Source organism: Citricoccus sp. K5 (assembly GCF_902506195.1).
In the GTDB taxonomy this organism is placed as follows: Bacteria; Actinomycetota; Actinomycetes; order Actinomycetales; family Micrococcaceae; genus Citricoccus.
Genome location: NZ_LR732817.1, coordinates 304,089 through 326,764, shown reverse-complemented (window position 1 = coordinate 326,764; position 22,676 = coordinate 304,089). Strand labels below are relative to the sequence as shown.

At 65.8% G+C, this 22,676-nt stretch carries 7 protein-coding genes and 2 rRNA genes; 1 reads left to right on the top strand and 8 read right to left on the bottom strand.

The window, feature by feature from the left end; all coding sequences use genetic code 11:
• Nucleotides 1–109 precede the first annotated feature (109 nt).
• From BOSE125_RS01405 to BOSE125_RS01385, 5 genes are all read right to left on the bottom strand, one after another.
• Nucleotides 110–3,198, bottom strand: a 23S ribosomal RNA gene (locus BOSE125_RS01405).
• A gap of 607 nt (nucleotides 3,199–3,805) precedes the next feature.
• A 16S ribosomal RNA gene (locus BOSE125_RS01400) occupies nucleotides 3,806–5,332 on the bottom strand.
• Together the 16S and 23S rRNA genes form the textbook arrangement of a ribosomal RNA operon.
• 794 nt (nucleotides 5,333–6,126) lie before the next feature.
• Nucleotides 6,127–9,858 carry a 1,4-alpha-glucan branching protein GlgB gene (gene glgB / locus BOSE125_RS01395; protein ID WP_159548998.1) on the bottom strand — a complete coding sequence of 1,244 codons (3,732 nt, stop codon included), beginning with the start codon at nucleotides 9,856–9,858 and terminating at the stop codon, nucleotides 6,127–6,129.
• Nucleotides 9,855–11,663 (bottom strand): maltose alpha-D-glucosyltransferase, encoded by a 1,809-nt coding sequence (gene treS, locus BOSE125_RS01390; protein ID WP_159548995.1) that lies wholly within the window; start codon nucleotides 11,661–11,663, stop codon nucleotides 9,855–9,857. Before treS ends, glgB begins: the two co-directional genes overlap by 4 nt.
• A complete protein-coding gene (locus BOSE125_RS01385) occupies nucleotides 11,663–13,765 on the bottom strand; it encodes an alpha-1,4-glucan--maltose-1-phosphate maltosyltransferase (RefSeq protein WP_159554537.1) in 2,103 nt (700 codons plus the stop codon). Before BOSE125_RS01385 ends, treS begins: the two co-directional genes overlap by 1 nt.
• A 229-nt stretch (nucleotides 13,766–13,994) precedes the next feature.
• Between BOSE125_RS01385 and glgP the strand changes: the two genes are divergently transcribed.
• The gene (gene glgP, locus BOSE125_RS01380) at nucleotides 13,995–16,649 is read left to right on the top strand and encodes an alpha-glucan family phosphorylase (RefSeq protein WP_201301109.1); all 2,655 of its coding nucleotides are present in this window, start codon (nucleotides 13,995–13,997) and stop codon (nucleotides 16,647–16,649) included.
• Nucleotides 16,650–17,909: 1,260 nt separating this feature from the next.
• Here the strand turns inward: glgP and glgX are convergent.
• The 3 genes from glgX to cysS all read right to left on the bottom strand — a co-directional run bounded on the left by glgX (nucleotide 17,910) and on the right by cysS (nucleotide 22,666).
• Entirely contained in the window at nucleotides 17,910–20,051 is a 2,142-nt protein-coding gene (gene glgX, locus BOSE125_RS01375) for a glycogen debranching protein GlgX (RefSeq protein WP_159548989.1), read from the bottom strand.
• Nucleotides 20,051–21,079: a 23S rRNA (guanosine(2251)-2'-O)-methyltransferase RlmB gene (gene rlmB / locus BOSE125_RS01370; RefSeq protein ID WP_159548986.1), complete on the bottom strand. Its 1,029-nt coding sequence runs from the start codon at nucleotides 21,077–21,079 to the stop codon at nucleotides 20,051–20,053. Before rlmB ends, glgX begins: the two co-directional genes overlap by 1 nt.
• Before the next feature lie 72 nt (nucleotides 21,080–21,151).
• Entirely contained in the window at nucleotides 21,152–22,666 is a 1,515-nt protein-coding gene (gene cysS, locus BOSE125_RS01365) for a cysteine--tRNA ligase (protein ID WP_159548983.1), read from the bottom strand.
• Between the last annotated feature and the right edge of the window lie 10 nt (nucleotides 22,667–22,676).

Genomic DNA, 22,676 nt, shown 5'->3' with positions numbered 1-22,676 from the left:
CTGGTACAAGGGGGGGGTGGTTCGGTTGGTTGTTGTTCCGCAACCGCATAGTGGACGCTACGCATCTGGCCCTCTCATACCCTTTGAAGCGTGTATGAGAGATGCTTGTGTGTATAAGTTATCGGCCTATTAGTACCGGTCGGCTTCACAAGTCGTTAGTCCTTGCTTCCACGTCCGGCCTATCAACCCAGTGATCTGCTGGGGGCCTCCCGACCCGAAGGTCGTGGAAATCTCATCTCGAAGCTGGCTTCCCGCTTAGATGCTTTCAGCGGTTATCCTTCCCGAACGTAGCTAATCAGCGGTGCACCTGGCGGTACAACTGACATACCAGAGGTTCGTCCGTCCCGGTCCTCTCGTACTAAGGACAGACCTTCTCAAATTTCCTGCGCGCGCAGAGGATAGGGACCGAACTGTCTCACGACGTTCTGAACCCAGCTCGCGTACCGCTTTAATGGGCGAACAGCCCAACCCTTGGGACCTACTCCAGCCCCAGGATGCGACGAGCCGACATCGAGGTGCCAAACCATGCCGTCGATATGGACTCTTGGGCAAGATCAGCCTGTTATCCCCGAGGTACCTTTTATCCGTTGAGCGACGGCCGTTCCACAACGGGCCGCCGGATCACTAGTCCCGACTTTCGTCCCTGCTCGAGCTGTCGCTCTCACAGTCAAGCCCCCTTGTGCACTTGCACTCGACACCTGATTGCCAACCAGGCTGAGGGGACCTTTGGGCGCCTCCGTTACATTTTGGGAGGCAACCGCCCCAGTTAAACTACCCATCAGGCACTGTCCCTGACCCGGATCACGGGCCGAAGTTAGATGTCCAGAGTGACCAGAGTGGTATTTCAACGATGACTCCACACGAACTAGCGTCCATGCTTCAACGTCTCCCACCTATCCTACACAAGCCACACCGAACACCAATACCAAACTATAGTAAAGGTCTCGGGGTCTTTCCGTCCTTCTGCGCGTAACGAGCATCTTTACTCGTAGTGCAATTTCGCCGAGTTCACGGTTGAGACAGCGGGGAAGTCGTTACTCCATTCGTGCAGGTCGGAACTTACCCGACAAGGAATTTCGCTACCTTAGGATGGTTATAGTTACCACCGCCGTTTACTGGGGCTTAAATTCTCAGCTTCGCTCCGAAGAACTAACCGGTCCTCTTAACCTTCCAGCACCGGGCAGGAGTCAGTCCGTATACATCGTCTTGCGACTTCGCACGGACCTGTGTTTTTGATAAACAGTCGCTTCCCCCTGGTCTCTGCGGCCCATACACCCTCCACCCAGTCAATGGGTTTCAAGCTCAGGGCCCCCCTTCTCCCGAAGTTACGGGGGCATTTTGCCGAGTTCCTTAACCATGATTCTCTCGATCGCCTTAGTATTCTCTACCTGACCACCTGTGTCGGTTTGGGGTACGGGCGGCTAGAACCTCGCGTCGATGCTTTTCTTGGCAGCATAGGATCACCGGATCCCCCACCTAGTGGGGGCCTATCGGGTCTCAGGCACACGCCTGGCGGATTTGCCAACCAGACACCCTACACCCTTGGACCAGGTCAATTCCATTGCCTGGCCCGGCTACCTTCCTGCGTCACACCTGTTAATACGCTTGCCTTATCGGTTCAGGTCCCGCGCTCGCCCACCACGTCCCCCGAAGGGGATCCAGGCAGGTTCGGGCGGTTAGTATCACCGACTCAGCATGGGCGGTTCTTCGCCGGTACGGGAATATCAACCCGTTGTCCATCGACTACGCCTGTCGGCCTCGCCTTAGGTCCCGACTTACCCAGGGCAGATTAGCTTGACCCTGGAACCCTTGGTCATCCGGCGGACGGGTTTCTCACCCGTCTTTCGCTACTCATGCCTGCATTCTCACTCGTGCACAATCCACCGACGCTTACGCCCCGGCTTCACCTCGTACACGACGCTCCCCTACCCATCCAACTTACGCTGAATGCCACGGTTTCGGCGGTGTGCTTGAGCCCCGCTACATTGTCGGCGCGGAATCACTTGACCAGTGAGCTATTACGCACTCTTTCAAGGGTGGCTGCTTCTAAGCCAACCTCCTGGTTGTCACAGCAACTCCACATCCTTTCCCACTTAGCACACGCTTAGGGGCCTTAACCGGTGGTCTGGGCTGTTTCCCTCTCGACCATGAAGCTTATCCCCCACAGTCTCACTGCCACGCTCTCACTTCCCGGCATTCGGAGTTTGGCTGACGTCAGTAACCTTGTAGGGCCCATCTGCCATCCAGTAGCTCTACCTCCGGGAAGAAACACGTGACGCTGCACCTAAATGCATTTCGGGGAGAACCAGCTATCACGGAGTTTGATTGGCCTTTCACCCCTACCCACAGCTCATCCCCTCCATTTTCAACTGAAGTGGGTTCGGTCCTCCACGCGCTCTTACACGCGCTTCAACCTGGCCATGGGTAGATCACTCCGCTTCGGGTCTAGACCGTGCCACTAAGATCGCCCTATTCAGACTCGCTTTCGCTACGGCTTCCCCACACGGGTTAACCTCGCGACACAGCACTAACTCGCAGGCTCATTCTTCAAAAGGCACGCCGTCACCCCTCAAGGCTCCGACGGATTGTAGGCACATGGTTTCAGGTACTATTTCACTCCCCTCCCGGGGTGCTTTTCACCATTCCCTCACGGTACTGATCCGCTATCGGTCAACAGGTAGTATTCAGGCTTACCAGGTGGTCCTGGCAGATTCACACGGGATTTCTCGGGCCCCGTGCTACTCGGGCACACTCTCTAAGCGGCGGTACGCATTCGCACTACGGGACTCTCACCCTCTACGGTCAGCCATCCAAAGCTGTTCGTCTATACGCCCGCTCCTCACCACCCCAAGCCGGCAGACCTGGGACGAAAGGGCCCACAACCCCGAACACGCAACCCCTGCCGGGTATCACACGTGAACGGTTTAGCCCCATCCGCTTTCGCTCGCCACTACTCACGGAATCACTTTTGTTTTCTCTTCCTGCAGGTACTGAGATGTTTCACTTCCCTGCGTTCCCTCCAACCGGCCTATGTGTTCAACCGGCGGTCACACACTCACAGGTGTGCGGGGTTCCCCCATTCGGAAATCCTGGAATCAACGTCCGGTTATCGACTCCTCCAGGCTTATCGCAGATTCCCACGTCCTTCATCGGCTCCTGTTGCCAAGGCATCCACCATGCGCCCTGAAAAACTTAGCCACACAAGGCCAAGCCCTCAATGAGCAACACCCACCACCAACCACCCACCAAAAGCAGGGGTCAACAACGGGTGTATCAAAAGATGACTACATTCTCGGCGCCACCACACACCACCAGGGGGCGATATGCGGCAGCAATAAAAATAAGATGCTCGCGTCCACTATGCAGTTCCCAAACAACAACCCGCACCACACCTCCCACACCAACGACTCAACGTCAATGCTTCAGCATGGCCGGAACCAGACCACAGGCCCGGAACAACCACCCCCACACCACACCACCACCCAACCCCAAAAGAGGCCCAGCGATCATGTGCTGCACGAGCAGCCGGTCCTGTTGTCCCAGGACCCAACAGTGTGCCAACACCCCAACCCATCCACCCAGCAGTCCTTCCACACGACGGCGCGACATCCCGGGCAACACCCAAGACGCCCATTCCAGACGCAGTACTACGACCACCAGCCGGTACGGCCAGGGCACTATTCGTTGATGTTCCACCCATGAGCAACTCGCCGACCCACGAACGGGGCCGCTACGAGCACTACACCTGAACCACACACCCACAAACACAAAGATCTGCAGGCCTGCCAGTTAAGGGGCTCCTTAGAAAGGAGGTGATCCAGCCGCACCTTCCGGTACGGCTACCTTGTTACGACTTAGTCCCAATCGCCAGTCCCACCTTCGACGGCTCCCCCCACAAGGGTTGGGCCACCGGCTTCGGGTGTTACCGACTTTCGTGACTTGACGGGCGGTGTGTACAAGGCCCGGGAACGTATTCACCGCAGCGTTGCTGATCTGCGATTACTAGCGACTCCGACTTCATGGGGTCGAGTTGCAGACCCCAATCCGAACTGAGACCGGCTTTTTGGGATTAGCTCCACCTCACAGTATCGCAACCCATTGTACCGGCCATTGTAGCATGCGTGAAGCCCAAGACATAAGGGGCATGATGATTTGACGTCGTCCCCACCTTCCTCCGAGTTGACCCCGGCAGTCTCCCATGAGTCCCCGGCATAACCCGCTGGCAACATGGAACGAGGGTTGCGCTCGTTGCGGGACTTAACCCAACATCTCACGACACGAGCTGACGACAACCATGCACCACCTGTGAACCCGCCCCAAAGGGGAAACCACATCTCTGTGGCGATCGAGAACATGTCAAGCCTTGGTAAGGTTCTTCGCGTTGCATCGAATTAATCCGCATGCTCCGCCGCTTGTGCGGGCCCCCGTCAATTCCTTTGAGTTTTAGCCTTGCGGCCGTACTCCCCAGGCGGGGCACTTAATGCGTTAGCTGCGGCGCGGAAAACGTGGAATGTCCCCCACACCTAGTGCCCAACGTTTACGGCATGGACTACCAGGGTATCTAATCCTGTTCGCTCCCCATGCTTTCGCTCCTCAGCGTCAGTAACAGCCCAGAGACCTGCCTTCGCCATCGGTGTTCCTCCTGATATCTGCGCATTTCACCGCTACACCAGGAATTCCGGTCTCCCCTACTGCACTCTAGTCTGCCCGTACCCACCGCAGATCCGGGGTTAAGCCCCGGACTTTCACGGCAGACGCGACAAACCGCCTACGAGCTCTTTACGCCCAATAATTCCGGATAACGCTCGCGCCCTACGTATTACCGCGGCTGCTGGCACGTAGTTAGCCGGCGCTTCTTCTGCAGGTACCGTCACCCGAAGGCTTCTTCCCTACTGAAAGAGGTTTACAACCCGAAGGCCGTCATCCCTCACGCGGCGTCGCTGCATCAGGCTTGCGCCCATTGTGCAATATTCCCCACTGCTGCCTCCCGTAGGAGTCTGGGCCGTGTCTCAGTCCCAGTGTGGCCGGTCACCCTCTCAGGCCGGCTACCCGTCGTCGCCTTGGTGAGCCATTACCTCACCAACAAGCTGATAGGCCGCGAGTCCATCCAAGACCGATAAATCTTTCCACCCCCCACCATGCGACAGGAGGTCATATCCGGTATTAGACCCAGTTTCCCGGGCTTATCCCAGAGTCAAGGGAAGGTTACTCACGTGTTACTCACCCGTTCGCCACTCATCCACCCCAGCAAGCTGGAGCTTCAGCGTTCGACTTGCATGTGTTAAGCACGCCGCCAGCGTTCATCCTGAGCCAGGATCAAACTCTCCGTAAAAAACAAAAAGCGGACAACACACAGACCCGGCGGAAAACCAGACCCACATGCCACCCAAAAATCCATGGCAAAAAGTCACTGCAAACACACGGGGTGTGTCCCAGCAACCAATCAACCAATTCAAAAAATTGGCATCAACAAACTTGGCACACTATTGAGTTCTCAAACAACAGGATGCCACCCAAAAATCCATGGCAAAAAGTCACTGCAAACACACGGGGTGTGTCCCAGCAACCAATCAACCAATTCAAAAAATTGGCATCAACAAACTTGGCACACTATTGAGTTCTCAAACAACAGGCACATCATGGCTACTCACAAGGAATCCGGTAAAACCGGCGAAATCTTTGCTTTTCCCATCTGCGGCTTTTCAAGCTTAGTTCCTTGTTTCCTCCCCGTCAAATCGGCGTTTCCGGCGATTTTCTGGAGTGGAACCGAAGTCCCTCTGTGTTGTTTCCAGTTCTCGGGACCGCCGCTCAAGCGACTGTCCGTTGTTCCGGAGCAACTTTTCTAGCTTAGATCCTCTCTCGACTCGGTGTCAAATCCACCGCGCCGGGCTTTTCCTCCGGACCGAAGTCCTTCTGAGCTGCCTGGATCGTCACCAGCGGTTCTGCCTTGCGGCTTTCCCGGTGCCATGGTGTGGCTTCCAACCCCGGGCTTCCCGTGGATCTTCGCCGTTTCGGTCTGGAAGAACTTGTCTTCCGCGCCTTGGCACAAGAGAAGACAATACACAGGTTCTGGCGCTTTGCATAATCAGCCGTCCACCACCCCCGGGGGGGGCGGAATCAGAGGCGTCAGTGGATCGGGCGAAGGTACACCGTGGCGAGCGGCGGGGCGGTGATCATCGCGGACGCCGGCTGCCCCTGCCACGCCTCATCGGATGCCTCGATCCGTCCGCCGTTGCCGAGGCCGGATCCGCCGTAGCTCTCCGCATCGGTGTTCAGGACCTCCCGCCACTGTCCCGCGAAGGGCAGTCCCAGGCGGACCTCGTGATGGGGGTTGCCGGACAGGTTCGTCACGCAGACCAGGGGACGTGCCTCGCCTGCACCGGTCTCCGGAGTGGACCAGCGGATGAACGAGAAGAGGTTTCGGTCCCCGTCGTTCTGGTCGATCCACTGGAATCCGGCCGGATCGTTGTCCTGGCTCCACAGCTCGGGGGCGTCGCGGTACAGCAGGTTCAGGTCCCGAACGGTCTTCATGAGCCCCTTGTGGCTGGGGGTGTCCGTCAACCACCAGTCCAGTCCGTGGGACTCCCTCCACTCGGACTCCTGGCCGAACTCGGACCCCATGAACAGCAGCTGCTTGCCCGGGTGCGCCCACATGTAGGCGTAGTACGCCCGCAGGGAGGCCAATTGCTGCCACCGGTCTCCCGGCATCTTGCGCAGCAATGAGCCCTTGCCGTGGACCACCTCGTCATGCGAGAGCGGTAGCACGTAGTTCTCGCTCCAGGCATAGACCGTCGAGAACGTCATCTCGTGGTGATGCCACTTGCGGTTGACCGGGTCCTCGGACAGGTAGGCGAGGGAATCGTGCATCCAGCCCATGTTCCACTTCAGGCCGAAGCCGAGCCCCTCATGGCTGGTCTGCGCGGTCACGCCGGAGAACGCCGTGGACTCCTCGGCGATCATCACGATCCCTGGGTTGCGCCGGTAGGCCGTGGCCGTGGTCTCCTGCAGGAAGCTGATGGCCTCCAGGTTGTGGTTGCCACCGTGCACGTTCGGCACCCACTCCCCGTCCTCGCGGGAGTAGTCCAGGTACAGCATCGAGGCGACGGCGTCCACGCGCAGCCCGTCGATGTGGAACTCCTCCAACCAGTACAGGGCGTTGGCCACCAGGAAGTTCCGCACCTCGGTGCGGCCGTAGTCGAACACCAGGGTGCCCCAGTCCGGGTGCTCCCCCTTGCGCGGGTCGGCGTACTCGTAGAGGGGCTGCCCGTCGAACTTCGCCAGGGCCCAGTCGTCCTTGGGGAAGTGTGCGGGCACCCAGTCCAGGAGCACGCCGATGCCGGCCTGGTGCAGCCGGTCCACCAGGTACTTGAAGTCGTCCGGGGAGCCGAACCGGGAGGTGGGGGCGTAGTACCCGGTGACCTGGTAGCCCCAGGAACCTCCGAAGGGATGCTCCGCCACCGGCATGAACTCCACGTGGGTGAAACCCTGCCAGGAGACATACTCGACCAGCTGGTTTGCCAACTCGCGGTAGCTCAGGCCTGGCCGCCAGGACCCGGCGTGCACCTCATAGACACTCATGGCAGCGTCGTGCGGGTTGGTCGCCGCCCGCTTCTCCATCCACGCCGCGTCCCCGAAGGCATACCGGGAGTCCTCCACCCGGGAGCCGGAGGCCGGCGGCACCTCGGTCCAGCGGGCCATGGGGTCGGCCTTGTCCCGCCAGTGGCCGTCGCGGCCGAGGATGGCGTACTTGTAGACGGTGCCGGCCCCGATCCCCGGGACGAAGATCTCCCAGAGGCCCGAGTCTCCCAGCGAGCGCAGGGCGTGCTGGCAGCCGTCCCAGCCGTTGAAGTCACCCTTGACCCGCACGGCCGCGGCGTTGGGGGCCCAGACGGCGAAGGAGGTGCCCGTGATGTCGCCTTGGGGCGAGGAGTAGTGGCGCACGCGAGCGCCGAGGATCGTCCACAGCGTCTCGTGCCGGCCCTCCCGGAACAGGTGCTGGTCCAGTTCCCCCACGGTGGGCAGATACCGGTAGGGATCGTCCTGCTCGGCCTCGGCCACGCCGGGGTAGGTCACGAGGAGGCGGTAGCCCGGGACGTGGCCCGGGTCGGTGGCAGGGGTCGTCCCGACCCACACGCCCTCGTGTTCATGGCGCAGCGGAACGCGCGTGCCGTCGTCGAGCAGGACGGCCAGGTCCTCGGCCAGGGGCCGTAGCACCCGGAACGTCACGGTGCCGGTGTCCCCCAGGTGGGCGCCGAGCACCTCGTGCGGCTGGTGATAGCGGCCCTGCGCGACGGCGGCCAGCACCTCCGCGTGCACGTCCAGCGGCAATGTGGGGTCCTGCGGGGCATGATCCGGTTCCACGGCATCCTCCTGGATGGTGCTCTGGCGTTCTGGGCCCACGGTAGCCGCCACGGCGGCGCGGCGCAGGAGTCCGCGGACCGCCGCGGCGGGGACCTCCACCCAGTCCGGGCGGTGGCGTAGCTCGTAGGCGGTCTCATACAGCGCCTTGTCCAGCATCAGGGCGGTGAAGACGGTGGACCCCGTGTCCACCGTCGCCCCGACGGCCGATCCGTAGCCCTCGAGGAACGCCTGCTGGACCGGTTCCGTCCAGGCCGGGGCATCGGAGAGGGCACCGGCGTAGTCGAAGGATCGCAGCATCCCGACGACATCGCGCTGCGGCAGATCCCAACCGGATCGCTCCGTCGCCTCCCGGAGCGGTTCGCCTTCGAAGTCGAGGACCGTCCAGCGCCAGCCGTCCTGTCCAGCGGCGGTGGCGATAGCCGGTGAGGCCAGGACCTGTCCGAGGTGGTAGTCGGCATGGATCCGCTGCAGCGGCGGTATCCCGGTTCTGACCTCCGGGGACCGCAGGGAATCGATCACTGCGCGCAGTCCGCTCCCGTACTCCTCACCCACAGCGGAGGCGGCCTCTCGCCATCCCCACTCAAGGCGGTCCGCGAGCGCCGTGAGCACGGCCGGTGCCCCCTCGCCGCCGTCAGAGGCGGGGCGGGTGCCGAAGGCCTCGGCGAGGGCCAGGTGCAGTCGGCCCGTGGCCTCGCCGATCCCGGCGGCCTCGGTGGTGAAGCCGCGACCGGCGGCGGCCGCATCCGTGGCCTCGCGCCAGGCGTCTCGGGAGTCCTCGATGAACTCACGCAGCACGCAGAGTTCACCCGACTCCGCGCCCGCCGCAGCCCCGGGGCGGGTCCACGCCGCCGTGGCCGAGCCGTACGTCACGGGGACCTCGCTGGAACCGCCAGCGGAGAGCGCCAGGCCGATCTCGACGTCGGGATGGGTACCCGGGGCCAGCACTCGGAAGAATTTGAGGATCAGCCGACCTCGATCCGCTCCCACCACCACGGACGTGTTGGACTGCTCGCCCCGGAGCACGCGCAGGTGCAGGGTCTCGGGGTCGAAGGCGGCCCAGTCGCGGAATCCGGCGTAGGCATGGCCTGCGGCTCCGCCGGCCCCGCTGTTCTCGGTACGCGCCTCACGGCGCATCAGCTCCAGCCATGCCGCCACGAAGTCCGGGTCCTGGGTGCCGTCGTAGACCCATCGGACGCCGGACGGCGTGTCACCGCGGCCGATCAGCGCGGCTGAGGCGCCCGGGACTTCCTCCCGGCGCAGAGTCAGGGGGACGGACACAGCGACGGCGTCCTCGTTCCCCCCGCTTCCCGCGGGAGCGGCCGTGAAGATCAGTGACAGGAGCTGGACGTCACCGGTGACACCCGCCGCCGAGGACAACCGGTGTTCGCCGGCCAGGCGCAACGCGACGTCTCCCCGGAGCGGGAACCACCGTTGGTCCGGGAGCCACCGGACCAGGAGGTCGTGGAGGCCGTGGAGGTCCTGAGGAGACTCGCTCATCGGTTGCGCCCCGCCGCGAGGTCCGGTGTGATGACCGGCATCGCCGTGGTGTAGGGGTTCGGCCGGCCGGCCAGGGCCGCCGCATCCGCCCCCGGCATGGGCTCCGGGCCGGTGCGCAGCCGCAACCAGTAGAAGCCGTGACCGGGCAGGGTGACGGGCAGCCGGCCGTCCTCGCCGATGTCGAGGAACGGGCGGCCGCCGAAGACATCACGCAGGCCCCGGCCCTCATAGCCCGGCACATTCAGCCAGGTGGCCACCGGTTCCGGAGCGAGGTTGAAGACGCAGAGCACCGTCTCGGGGTACAGGTCCTCCTTCTCCGAGGCGGGCAGGTCCCGGACGAAGGCGAGGACCTGTTCGGCCTCGGCCTCCACCACCGTGAAGTCGCCCAGCCCGAACACGGGGTGCCGCTTGCGCACGGCGAGGGTCTCGCGGACCCAGTGCAGCAGGGAGCCGTTGGAGGCCAGCTGAGCCTCCACGTTGACGTGGTTGTAGTGGTAGACGAGCGACTGGATGACCGGCAGGTACAGCTTGCCGGGATCGGCCTCGGAGAAGCCGGCGTTGCGGTCCGGATTCCACTGCATGGGGGTGCGGGAGGCATCCCGGTCAGGCAGCCAGATGTTGTCCCCCATGCCGAGCTCGTCCCCGTAGTACAGGAACGGCGAACCCGGCATGGCCAGCAGCAGCGCGTGGATCAGTTCGAGCTCGGACCGACTGTTGTCCAGCAGGGAGGCGAGCCGGCGCCGGATGCCCACGTTGGCACGCATGCGCGAGTCCGGGGCGTACCACCCGAGCATCGCCTGGCGTTCTTCCGGGGTGACCATCTCGAGGGTGAGCTCGTCATGGTTGCGCAGGAACGTGCCCCACTGGGTGCCGGCGGGGATCTGCGGGGTCTCGGCCAACGCCTCGAGGATCGCTGTGGCCTTGTGGTCGCGCAGGGCATAGAAGATCTTCGGCATGATCGGGAAGTGGAAGCACATGTGGCATTCCGGTTCCTCCTCCGAACCGAAGTAGTCCACCACGTCCGCCGGCGGCTGGTTGGCCTCGGCGATGATCACCCGTCCCGGGTACTCCGCATCGACCATGGCCCGCAATTGCTGCAGGAAGCCGTGGGTGCGCGGGTCGTTCTCGCAGTCGGTGCCCTCCTCCTCGAAGAGATAGGGGATGGCGTCAGCACGGAAGCCGTCCACGCCCATGTCCATCCAATAGCGGACCACGTCGAAGAGCGCCTCGATCACGGCGGGGTTCTCGAAGTTCAGGTCCGGCTGGTGGGAGAAGAAGCGGTGCCAGAAGAACTGGCGGCGGACCGGATCGAACGCCCAGTTGGACTCCTCCGTGTCCACGAAGATGATGCGGGCGTCCTGGTACTTCTCGTCCGTGTCACTCCACACGTAGAAGTCGCCATACGGGCCGTCCGGGTCAGACCGGGACTCCTGGAACCAGGCGTGTTGGTCCGAGGTGTGGTTCAGCGGCAGGTCGATGATGACCCTCAGGCCGCGGGCATGGGCCTCGGCCACGAGCCTCTTGAAGTCCGAGGCGGTGCCGAACTCGTCCAGCACCTCGTAGTAGTCCGCGATGTCATAGCCGCCGTCCCGCAGCGGTGAGCGGTAGAACGGGGGTACCCACAGGCAGTCGATGCCCAGCCACTGCAGGTAGTCGAGCTTGTTGATCAGGCCCTCGAAGTCACCGGACCCGTCCCCGTTGTCGTCGTGGAAGGCCCGCACGAGGACCTCGTAGAACACGGCGGTCCGGAACCAGTCCGGGTCATGGGAGATCCCGTGGGTGTGCATCTGGAAGGAATGGGCCATCAGCTGCCGCGCACCACCTTCAGCACGTGGGCCGGCTCAACGGCCGGGTCCAGCCGCACGTAGTTGTCCGCGCCCCACCGCCAGCGGGCACCGGTGATCAGGTCCTCGACCTCGAACCGGCCCTCGGAATCCAGGTCCGCCGGGTCCAGGTCCAGGGCCGCCACGTCGAGCGAGACGGTGGCCTCACGCGCCGCATGCGGATCGCAGTTGAGCACCACGATGACCGTGTCCGCCCGGCCGGGCAGGGACTCCGTCAGCGCGGTGGCATCAGGCATGCCGGGAAACACCGGAAGCGCGACGCCGGCCGGGGCCCGGTACTGGCCGTCCGGCAGGTGGCGGCGGGACTTGGAGAAGGCCAGGATCCCGTCATTGTCCGCCGGGTGCAGAACGAGGTTCTGCAGGTCCTGGAACGCCGGGTGGGCCCTGCGGATCCGGTTCAGCCGGGTGACGTAGGGGGCGAGTGAGGCACCCCGGGCCTCGGCACCGGCGAAGTCACGGGGCCGGTACTCGTACTTCTCATTGTCGATGTACTCCTCGGCGCCCGGGCGGGCGACGTGCTCGAACAGCTCGAAACCGGCATACATGCCCCACATCGGATTGGACAGGGCCGCCAGGACGGCACGGATCTTGAAGGCCGCGGGTCCGCCGAACTGCAGGAACTCCGTGAGGATGTCCGGGGTGTTGACGAAGAAGTTCGGACGGTAGAACGCCGCAGTCTCGGCCGTGACCTCGTGCAGGTACTCAGCGATCTCGTCCCGCGTGTTCCGCCACGTGAAGTACGAGTAGGACTGCTGGAATCCGGCCCGGCCCAGGGCGTGCATCATGGCCGGCCGCGTGAAGGCCTCCGCCAGGAACACGACGTCCGGGTGGCTGCGGTGCACCTTGGCGATCAGCCACTCCCAGAACCACAGGGGCTTGGTGTGCGGGTTGTCCACCCGGAAGATCTTCACCCCACGGGCGATCCACAGCTCCACGACCCTCAGGACGGCCCGCCGCAGTCCGCGCGGGTCGTTGTCGAAGTTCAGCGGATAGATGTCCTGATACTTCTTCGGTGGATTCTCCGCGTAGGCAATGGTGCCGTCCACGCGGGTGGTGAACCATTCGGGGTGCTCGGCGACCCAGGGGTGGTCCGGGGAGCACTGCAGGGCCAGGTCGAGGGCGACCTCCAGCCCGAGCCCGGCGGCCCGCTCGACGAACCCGGCGAAGTCCTCGGCCGTGCCGAGATCAGGGTGGATGGCGTCATGTCCACCCTCCTGCGACCCGATGGCCCACGGTGAACCCGGGTCGTGGGGTCCTGCCTCCAGCGCGTTGTTCGGACCCTTGCGGTGGGCCCGGCCGATGGGGTGGATCGGCGGGAGGTAGATGACGTCGAAGCCCATCTCCGCGACCGCTGGGAGCCGGACGGCCGCCGTCGTGAATGTTCCGGAGGCCCAGGTCCCGGAGTCCGGATGGTAGACCGCCCCCTCGGAGCGGGGGAAGAACTCGTACCAGGCACCGCGGCCGGCCATCGCGCGCTGCACGTCCAGCGGGTAGGCGGGCGACGGGGAGACGAACTCGCGGATCGGACGGGCGGCGAGCACGTCGGTCAGGTCCGGGTCCTCCGCCGCCAGCAGACGCTCCTGGGTGTCCCGCGTGGTGTCCTCGAGCCCCCGGACGGCCCGTGCCAGGACCGACCGGTCCGCCTCGGAACGGTCGGGATCCGCGGCGGCCTGCCGGAACAGGGCGCCGCCCTCGGCCAGCATCAACTCGACGTCCAACCCGGCCTCGATCTTGACGGTGGCGGCGTGGTGCCAGGTCGCGTAGGGATCAGACCAGCCCTCGATGGCGAAGGTGTGGGGCCCGACGACGGCCGGCCGCAGCGTGGCCACGAACTCGTCCAGCCCGGGGGCGCCCTCCGTCATGCGCGTCCGTTGGACTTCGGCGCCGTCCGGGCCGTAGAGGACGGCGGTGGCCCCGAGCCGGTCATGCCCCTCGCGGAACACGGTGGCGCGGACAGGGACGTCCTCGCCGATCAGCGCCTTGGCCGGGACGGCGCCGCAATTGACCACCGGCTGGACACCGGTGATCGGAATGCGGCCCACCTTGACCTCGGTGCGGAACATCGGCATTCGGACAGAATTACTGGAATTCTTGGCAGTTCCCACGGTCCCGACGTTACCGGGGCGATCCCCCCGTGGCCACTGATCGGGACTAAGTCGCGGGCACGAGACGCCTGATCCCCTGCTGGGAGGGTGCCCGGCTCCGAGGATTCAACCGGCGGCCAACCGCGCGTCGGCCGCGGTTCACCCGGCAGTCCCGCGGCAGGGCGGCCCCCCGTGGATAATGGGCCGGGTGAAGGCTATCCGTCGGTTTACCGTCCGTACCCACCTGCCCGAGTCGATCGCGGGACTGAGCCGTCTGGCGACCAACCTGCGCTGGTCCTGGCACCCCCAGACCAAGGAGTTGTTCCGGGACCTGGACCCCCAGGCCTGGTCCGAGTCGAACCAGGACCCCGTGGCCCTGCTGGGGTCCTTCGACCGGCACCGGCTGACCGAGCTCGCCGCCGATGCGCAGATCGTGGCCCGCGTCCAGGACGCCACCGCCGACCTGGACCGTTACCTCACCGAGGACCGGTGGTTCCAGCAGGACTTCGTCGGCGCGTCGGACGGTCCGGGCGGGGACATCCATACTCCGCGGCCCATCGCCTACTTCTCCCCCGAGTTCGGCATCACCGCCGTGCTCCCCCAGTACTCAGGTGGTCTGGGCATCCTGGCCGGTGACCACCTGAAGTCCGCCTCAGACCTCGGGGTGCCGATCATCGGCGTGGGTCTGCTGTACCAGTCGGGCTACTTCAAGCAGTCCCTGTCCCGGGACGCCTGGCAGATGGAGACCTACCCGGTCCTGGACCCGGACAACCTGCCGCTGACACTCCTCAAGGAGGAGGACGGGGCCGCCGCAATCGTCCGTCTGCCGCTGCCCTCGGGCCGGACGCTGCACGCCCAGGTGTGGCGGGCCGACGTCGGGCGCGTCCCCTTGCTGTTGCTGGACTCCAACGTCCCGGCGAACGACGACACCGCGCGCTCCATCACCGACCGCCTGTACGGCGGCGGCGGGGACCAGCGACTGCAGCAGGAGCTGCTGCTCGGCATGGGCGGGGTCAAGGCGCTGCGCCTGTACGCACGCCTCACCGGTACGGATGTGCCGTCCGTCTACCACACGAACGAGGGACATGCCGGCTTCCAGGGCATCGAGCGGATCGAGGAGCTCATGTCCGCCGGGCTGGACTGGGAGACCGCGCTGACCTCGGTGCGGGCCTCCACCGTGTTCACCACGCACACACCGGTGCCGGCCGGGATCGACCGATTCGACCGCGCCCTGGTGGAGCAGTTCTTCCGGGCCGGGCTGGCCCCGAGCGTGCCCCTCGATCATGTCCTGGCCTTGGGTGCCGAGGACCACGAGGGAGGCACCCCGGGCGTGCACAACATGGCCGTGATGGGCCTGCGCCTCGGCCAGCGCGCCAACGGCGTGGCCCGGCTGCACGGGGAGGTGTCCCGGGAGATGTTCAAGGGCCTGTGGCCGGGCTTCGACGCCGATGAGGTGCCGATCGGCTCCATCACGAACGGCGTGCACGCCCCCACCTGGGTCTCCGACACGGTGTCAGCCCGGGCGATCGAGCTGTTCGGGACGTCCGCCGTGGCCGGTCACGACTGGCAGCGCGTCTTCGACGTCCCCGACGCGGAACTGTGGGAGCTGCGCCGGACCCTGCGGCGGGCCCTCATCGCGGACGTGCGGTCACGGCTGCGGTCCTCCTGGCGCAAGCGCGGGGCCTCCGAGGCCGAGCTCGCCTGGACCGATTCCGTGCTGGACGAGAACGTCATGACCATCGGATTCGCCCGGCGGGTGCCCACCTACAAGCGGTTGACGTTGATGCTGCGCGATCCGGAGCGGCTGAAGCGGCTCCTGACGGATCCGGAGCACCCCATCCAGCTGGTGGTGGCCGGCAAGTCCCACCCCGCCGATGAACAGGGCAAGCTGATGATCCAGCAGATGGTGCGGTTCACGGACGACCCCGAGGTGCGCCACCGGATCGTGTTCCTGCCCAACTACGACATCCAGATGGCCTCCACCCTCATGCCCGGTTGCGACGTGTGGCTGAACAATCCCCTGCGCCCGTTGGAGGCCTGCGGCACCTCCGGCATGAAGGTCGCCATGAACGGGGGGCTGAACCTGTCCGTACTGGACGGCTGGTGGGACGAGATGTACGACGGCGAGAACGGCTGGGCCATCCCGAGCGCCTCGTCCGCGGCCTCCACCGAGGAGCGGGACGACGTGGAGGCGGCCGCACTCTACGGCCTGCTGGAGAACGAGCTGGTGCCGCGCTTCTATGGAGCCGAGCCCTCGGACCAGGCCGGGGCCGCCGGCCCGTCGGACGCTTCCACGGACGGCCTCCCGCACCAGTGGCTGGCCATGATCAAGCACACCATGGCCACCCTCGGCCCGGCGACCTCGGCAGACCGGATGGTGCAGGACTACGTCAACGAGCTCTACCTGCCAGCCGGGCGGGCGGGGCGGGTCATGGACGCCGACGACTACGCCAGGGCCCGCGAACTGGCCGCCTGGAAGACCAGGGTCCGGGGCGGCTTCGGCTCTGTGGCCGTGGAACACGTGGATTCGCTCGGCGTCTCCGAGAATCCCCAGGTCGGCGACGAGATGCAGGTCTCCGCCTACATCAGCCTGGGGCAGCTGTCCCCCAAGGACGTGCGGGTGGAAGCCGTGTACGGCCGGGTCAGCACCAAACCGTCCAGCGTGCTCGAGGAGGACACCCTGGCCGACACCGGCGCTCTGGAGCTGACCCCGGCCCAGGACCTGGGTGACGGCCGCTGGCAGTTCACCGGCTCACTGGTGATCGACCGTTCCGGCGCCTTCGGCTACTCGGTCCGGGTCCTGCCGCAGCACGAACTGCTGGCCTCGACGGCCGAGATGGCGCTCGTGGTCAACGCCGGCTGACCTCTCCTATCAACCGTCCCCAAGCAACTGGAGGTCGAATTCGCACCGTATTCGGGGCCAGGCCCTCTGGACGCCGTGCGAATTCGACCTCCAGTTCTGGATCGGAAGGGGATGTGGAAGCCTCACGGGCGACTTAGTCTCCCCTGGGCACCCACCCACGGGACAAGAGGGCCTCTCGGGTCTTGTGAACGGCGGGGAGCCAACCGTGCCGAGAATGCATCGAGCTAAAACGCAGTTCCAGCCAATCCGCCGCCCGGAGTCGTTCAGCGCGAGCGATGTCCCGTTGTACCTGGCCAGGTCCGGAGTGGTGTTCGCCTTCATACTCCAGATCGATCCGGAACTCGTCGTAGGTCAGATCGCCTCGGTGGACTCGGCTTCCCGTCCTGGGGTCGATGATCCACTGGTTCACCGCAGGTTCCGGCAGTCCTGCATCAACCAGGGCCAGACGTAGCTCAGTTTCCTTCGGCGAATCCGATCCGACTCTGGCTCGGTCCGCGGCTGCGCGCGCCTTGCGAATTCCGGGCTTGCCCGGGTGGCGGTCGAGGAGGGCTCGAAGTTCAGTCGGCGTGGCCAGGGGCTCTCGCTCCCAGTCTCCACCCCAGACTGGGTTGAACAGCCAGTCGGCCCAGAGGACTAGCCGCAGGACACCAGAGGTGCGGGCCAGGTCCAGCCAGGTTCGAGCGGGGGTGGTGACGGGGATCCCACCGAGAACTGTCGTTTCGCCCGGGAGCACCAGTCCGCGTCGCCCGGCCATCCCCTGGACCCGCCGCCGTCGATCTCCGGAGATGGACAGCAGCTGTATCTCGCTCGGAACCACCGAGCCCGGGAACCCCCACAGTCGGGCGGCGGATTCATGGGAGGCCACATCCGTGGCCGCCGATGAGGCCGCCCTGAGCAATGATCGATGAAGCGTCTCGCCATCTCGTTCCCGACGCAACGGACTGTAAAGACCATGGAGGTGATGCTCGGCTCGGGAGTTCTGCAATGCTCTCCGGCTCGTTCCCAGCGTGCGGGCCTCAGCGAGGGTGATGATGTCAGGGGTGTCCATGGCCCCCAGACTGACGGGACGGGGCCGCCCATGGTGCGTGCCGACGTCGCCGCTGGGGATGGCAGACCGTGACCGATCCGCTGTGGAGGAATCCGGTGCGTCGCTGCTCTCACTCCAACAGAAAATCCCGCGGTCGAAGTCGCACCCCCTTCCGGACGTTCGGCCCTGGAAATGGTGCGAATTCGACCTCCAGTTGCAAAGGGGAAGGCGGGTCAGACGGAGTAGAGGGTGATCGAGGTGGCCTCGATCAGGTCCCGGTCTCCCGGGGCGAAGAGGGCGCCACGGCGGAGCTCGCCGTGGAGGGCTGTTGAGAGCTGGAGGGTGAAGGCCTGCAGGTCCGCCCCGTGCTCGCCGGTGATGCCTCGCAGTTCCTCCGGCACCGGCAGCCGGAAGGGCACCGTCTCCAGCCCGCCGTTGAACACGATCAGACCGGTGCTGCGGCCGCCGGGGACGCCGATCAGCAACTGGAGCAGCCGCTGCCCGGAGTCCGTCCAGGCCGCCTCGGTCATCGGCTGCCCCTCATGGTCGAACCACTTGAGGTAGCCGAGTTCCCGGGCCGGGTAGGAGTATGGCTGACCGGCCAGGAACTCCTTGCGGATCGCTATCAGGCGGCGCGTGGTGGCGAGCATGCGCTCCTGCCGCTCATCGAGCTTCCAGTCCGTCCACGAGATGCCGTTGTTCTGGCAGTAGGCGTTGTTGTTGCCGCCCTGGCTGCGCCCGATCTCGTCACCGGCGGTGATCATGGGTACGCCCAGGGACAGCAGCAGGGTGGCCATCAGGTTGCGGGCCGTGGTGGCACGGGCATCGAGGATGTCTCCCTCCTCCGTGGGTCCCTCGGCCCCGTGGTTGTAGGACCGGTTGTGGGAGGTGCCGTCCCGGTTGTCCTCTCCGTTCGCCTCATTGTGCTTCTGGTTGTAGGACACGAGGTCCTGCAGGGTGAAGCCATCATGGGCGGTCACGAGGTTGACGGAGGCCAGGGCGGAGCGCCCGGAGGACTCGAACAGCCCGGCGGACCCGGACAGGCAGTCGGCCAGCCGCGCGGTGGACCCGCCGCGGTCGCCGCGCTCCAGGGCACCGCGGTCCGCCACCCAGAAGTCCCGGACCACGTCCCGGAAGCGGTCGTTCCAGTCCGACCAGCCCAGGGGGAAGTGACCGGTCTGCCAACCGCCGCTGCCCACGTCCCACGGCTCGGAGATGAGCTTGGTCCCCGCCAGGATGGGATCCGCCTGGGCGGCCACGAGGAAGGGGTGGCGGTGGGTGAAGTGGTGGCCGCCGTCCCGGCACAGGGTGACGGTCAGGTCGAAGCGGAAGCCGTCGATCTGGAAGTCCGTCACCCAGCGGCGCAACGAGTCCAGTGTCATCCGCACCACCTGCGGATCGTTGAAGTTCAGCGTGTTGCCGCAGCCCGTGGTGTCCAGGTACCTGCCGGCGGCGTCATGCCGGTAGTAGTGCTCCTCCCCCAGGCCGCGCCAGCAGAAGGTCGGTCCACCCGGGCCCTCCTCCGCGGTGTGGTTATAGACCACGTCCAGCAGGACCTCGATCCCGGCCTCGTGCAGTAGTTTGACCATGCCCTTGAACTCGTCCTGGACGGCCTGGGGCCCGCCGGCCCGTGCGGCGGCGGTGGCGTAACCGGGATGGGGCGCGAAGAAACTGACGGTGTTGTACCCCCAGTAGTTCTCCAGTCCGGCCAGCTGCAGGTGGTCCTCGTCCCGGTGGTGGTGCACCGGCAGCAGCTCGACGGCCGTGATGCCCAGGTGACGCAGGTACTCGACCATCACGGGGTGTGCCAGTCCGGCGTAAGTCCCGCGCAGCTCGGCCGGGATGCCCGGGTGCAGCTTGGTCTGGCCGATGACGTGGGCCTCGTAGACGATGGTGTCCCGCAGCGGGGTGTGGGGCCGGCCGGACCCGTTCCAGTCGAAGTCCCGGCGCACCCGGGTGGACCAGTACAGCCCGTTGCGCTCCACCACGGCATCGCCATAGGGATCGACCAGCAACTGGGGCAGGGGCTTTGGTGTGCCGGAGGTCCGGCGGCCGCTCCGGGACACCCCGGCGATCCGCCGGTCATGGGCCACCAGCGCGTAGAGACTGCCATGGCCCAATCCCGGGACAGTGCCGTGATGCACGTGGTCCGTGACGTCCTCCAGTGCCACCCGGTGCAGGTCCACGGCCGTCGGCACGGCGTCCACCGGGAACGCGGGGTCCGTGTACACCACGTCCAGGGCGGTGATCCCGGGGGCATAGACCGCCAGGTTCACCGCGCCGTTCACCTCCGCGACGCCGGGGACCCGGTCCGCGAGACCCAGGGGGAAGGGCCGCGAACGGTGACCGGGCACCGTCTGAGACACCACTGTCATCAGGACTGGCCTCCCGGCCCGCCTTCCGCGGTCTGCCCCGGCCGGCCGCCGGCGCGCTGGACGGCGATCTCGTACAGCGAGATGCCCACCGCCATCGAGGCGTTCAGCGATTCCATGTCCGAGGCGATCGGGATGGAGATGATCTGGTCGCAGTTCTCGCGGACCAGCCGGGACAGTCCCTTGCCCTCCGAACCGACCACCAGGCACACCGGATCCGTGGCCAACGGCAACCCGGGCAGGGACTGGTCCCCGCCGCCGTCGAGCCCGAGGACGAAGATCCCGAGCTTCTTGAAGTCCTGCAGGATGGTGTTCAGGTTGCCGGCCTGGGCCACGGGGACCCGCACGGCAGCACCGGCCGAGGTCTTCCAGGCGGTCGCGGTCACCCCGGCGGAGCGGCGCGAGGGCACCACCACGCCGTGCGCCGAGAAGGCAGAGGCGGAGCGGATGATGGCCCCGAGGTTGCGGGGGTCGGTGATGCTGTCCAGCGCGATGAACAGCGGCGGGGCCGTGAGGTAGCCCTTCTCCCACTTCTCCATGGTCTGGCGGGCCAGCGTCAGGGCATCGGCGTACTCATAGGGCGGGACCTGCAGCACCAAGCCCTGGTGGACGGCGTCATCCGTCATGCGGTCCAGTTCGGGCTTGGAGTTCTCCATCACCGGCACGCCGCGTTCGGCGGCCAGCTTCAGGGCCTCACGGACCCGCTCGTCCATCTCGATCCTCGTGGCCACATGCAGGGCCTTCGCGGGGATGACGGCGCGCAGGGCCTCGACCACCGAGTTGCGGCCGGCCACGGTCTCGTCGGCATGCCGCGAGCGGGTGTTGCGGCCTCCCGACCGGCCCGCGTTCTTGGCGCTGGAGCGCTCGGATAGCTGCTTGGTGCGGTGGGCCTTGTGGTAGACGCGGTCCTCGGCCTTGGGCGTGGGACCCTTGCCCTCCAGTGCCTTCCGGCCGAGCCCACCGGTGCCCTTGAGGGGTCCCTTCTTGCCGCTGTTCCCGCGGGACGATCCGGAGCGTGGTGCTGCGGCCATGTGGATGGTGCCTTTCTGGCGACGGTCGAGACTGACCCCAGTCTACGGCCCCGGCCCGTGGCCGCCGGCCGGCTACTGCAAGGACCAGCGGGCGCCGTCGGCGGAATCCTCCACCACGACGCCGGCCGCGGCCAGGGTGTCCCGGATCCCGTCCGCCGTGGTCCAGTCCTTCGCCGCGCGCGCGGCGGCCCGTGCGTCCAGCTGGGCCCGGATCAGGGTGTCGAGGGCATGGTGGGCCGCCGGGTCCTGCGCGGACTCGGGTTCGGGGACGTCGTCCAGGCCGAGCACCTCCACCATCGACTGCACGTCGGAGTAGTGCTGCTCCACGGCGTCCTCATCCCCGGCGGCCAGGGCGCTGTTGCCGGCCCGGACCGCGTCGTGCAGCACCGCCAGGGCCTGCGGGACGTTGAGGTCATCCTCCATCGCGGCGCGGAAGGCCATGGGGACACTGCTGAACTGGGCCACATAGACGGCCTCGGGTGCCTCCTCCCCGGTGAGGGTGCCGGCGACGGCGGCGGCCTCCTCGCGCTTCAGCTGCAGGTCGGCCACCACATCCGCCCCCCGATCCAGGAACGCCTCGATCCGTTCGATCGCGGCCTCGGCCTCCTGCAGCGAGGTGGGGCGGTAGTCCAGCTGGGAGCGATAGTGCGCCTGACCGAGGAAGTACCGCACGGCCTTCGGACGGGCCTGCTCCAGCATCTGTTCGGGCGAGATGGTGTTGCCCACCGACTTGGACATCTTCTCGCCCGCGTAGGTCACCATCCCGTTGTGCAGCCAGAAGTTCGCGAAGCCGTCCCCGGCCGCGGCGGACTGTGCCAGTTCGTTCTCGTGGTGCGGGAAGCGCAGGTCGAGTCCGCCGCCATGGATGTCGAAGTGGCTGCCGAGGTACTTGGTGGACATCGCGGAGCATTCGAGGTGCCAGCCGGGCCGGCCACTGCCCCAGGGCGACTCCCAGGCGGCGGTGGCCGGATCGGTCTCCTTGGCGCCCTTCCACAGCGCGAAGTCGCGGGGATCGCGCTTGCCGCGCGGGTCGGCGTCGGGCGCGTCCTGCAGGTCCTCGACCCGCTGGCGGGTGAGCTCGCCGTACGAGGGCCAGGAGTTCACCTCGAAGTAGACGTCCCCGGAACCGTCCGTGGCGGGGTACGCGTGGCCGGCGTCGATGAGGCGCTGGATGAGCGCCACCATCTCCGGGATGTGACCGGTGGCACGGGGCTCGTAGGTGGGCCGGCGAACCCCGAGGGCGGCGTAGGCGCGGGCGAACTCGTGCTCGAACCGGTAGGCGAGGGCGAACCACGGCTCATCGGCCGGGTAGTTCTCGTCCTCCTCGAAGTCCGCGCCGTAGGACGCGGCGGACTTCTCCAGGATCTTGTCATCGATGTCTGTGACGTTGCGGACGCTGGTCACCTGCAGGCCGGTGTACTCGAGCCAGCGGACCAGGATGTCGAACACGATGGCCGAGCGCACATGCCCCACGTGCGGCATGCCCTGCACCGTGGCGCCGCAGTAGTAGAGCGAGACCTCGCCCTCGGTCAGGGGGACGAAGTCCCGCACCGTTGCGGTCTTGGTGTCATAAAAGCGCTGTGCCACGGAAGTGAAT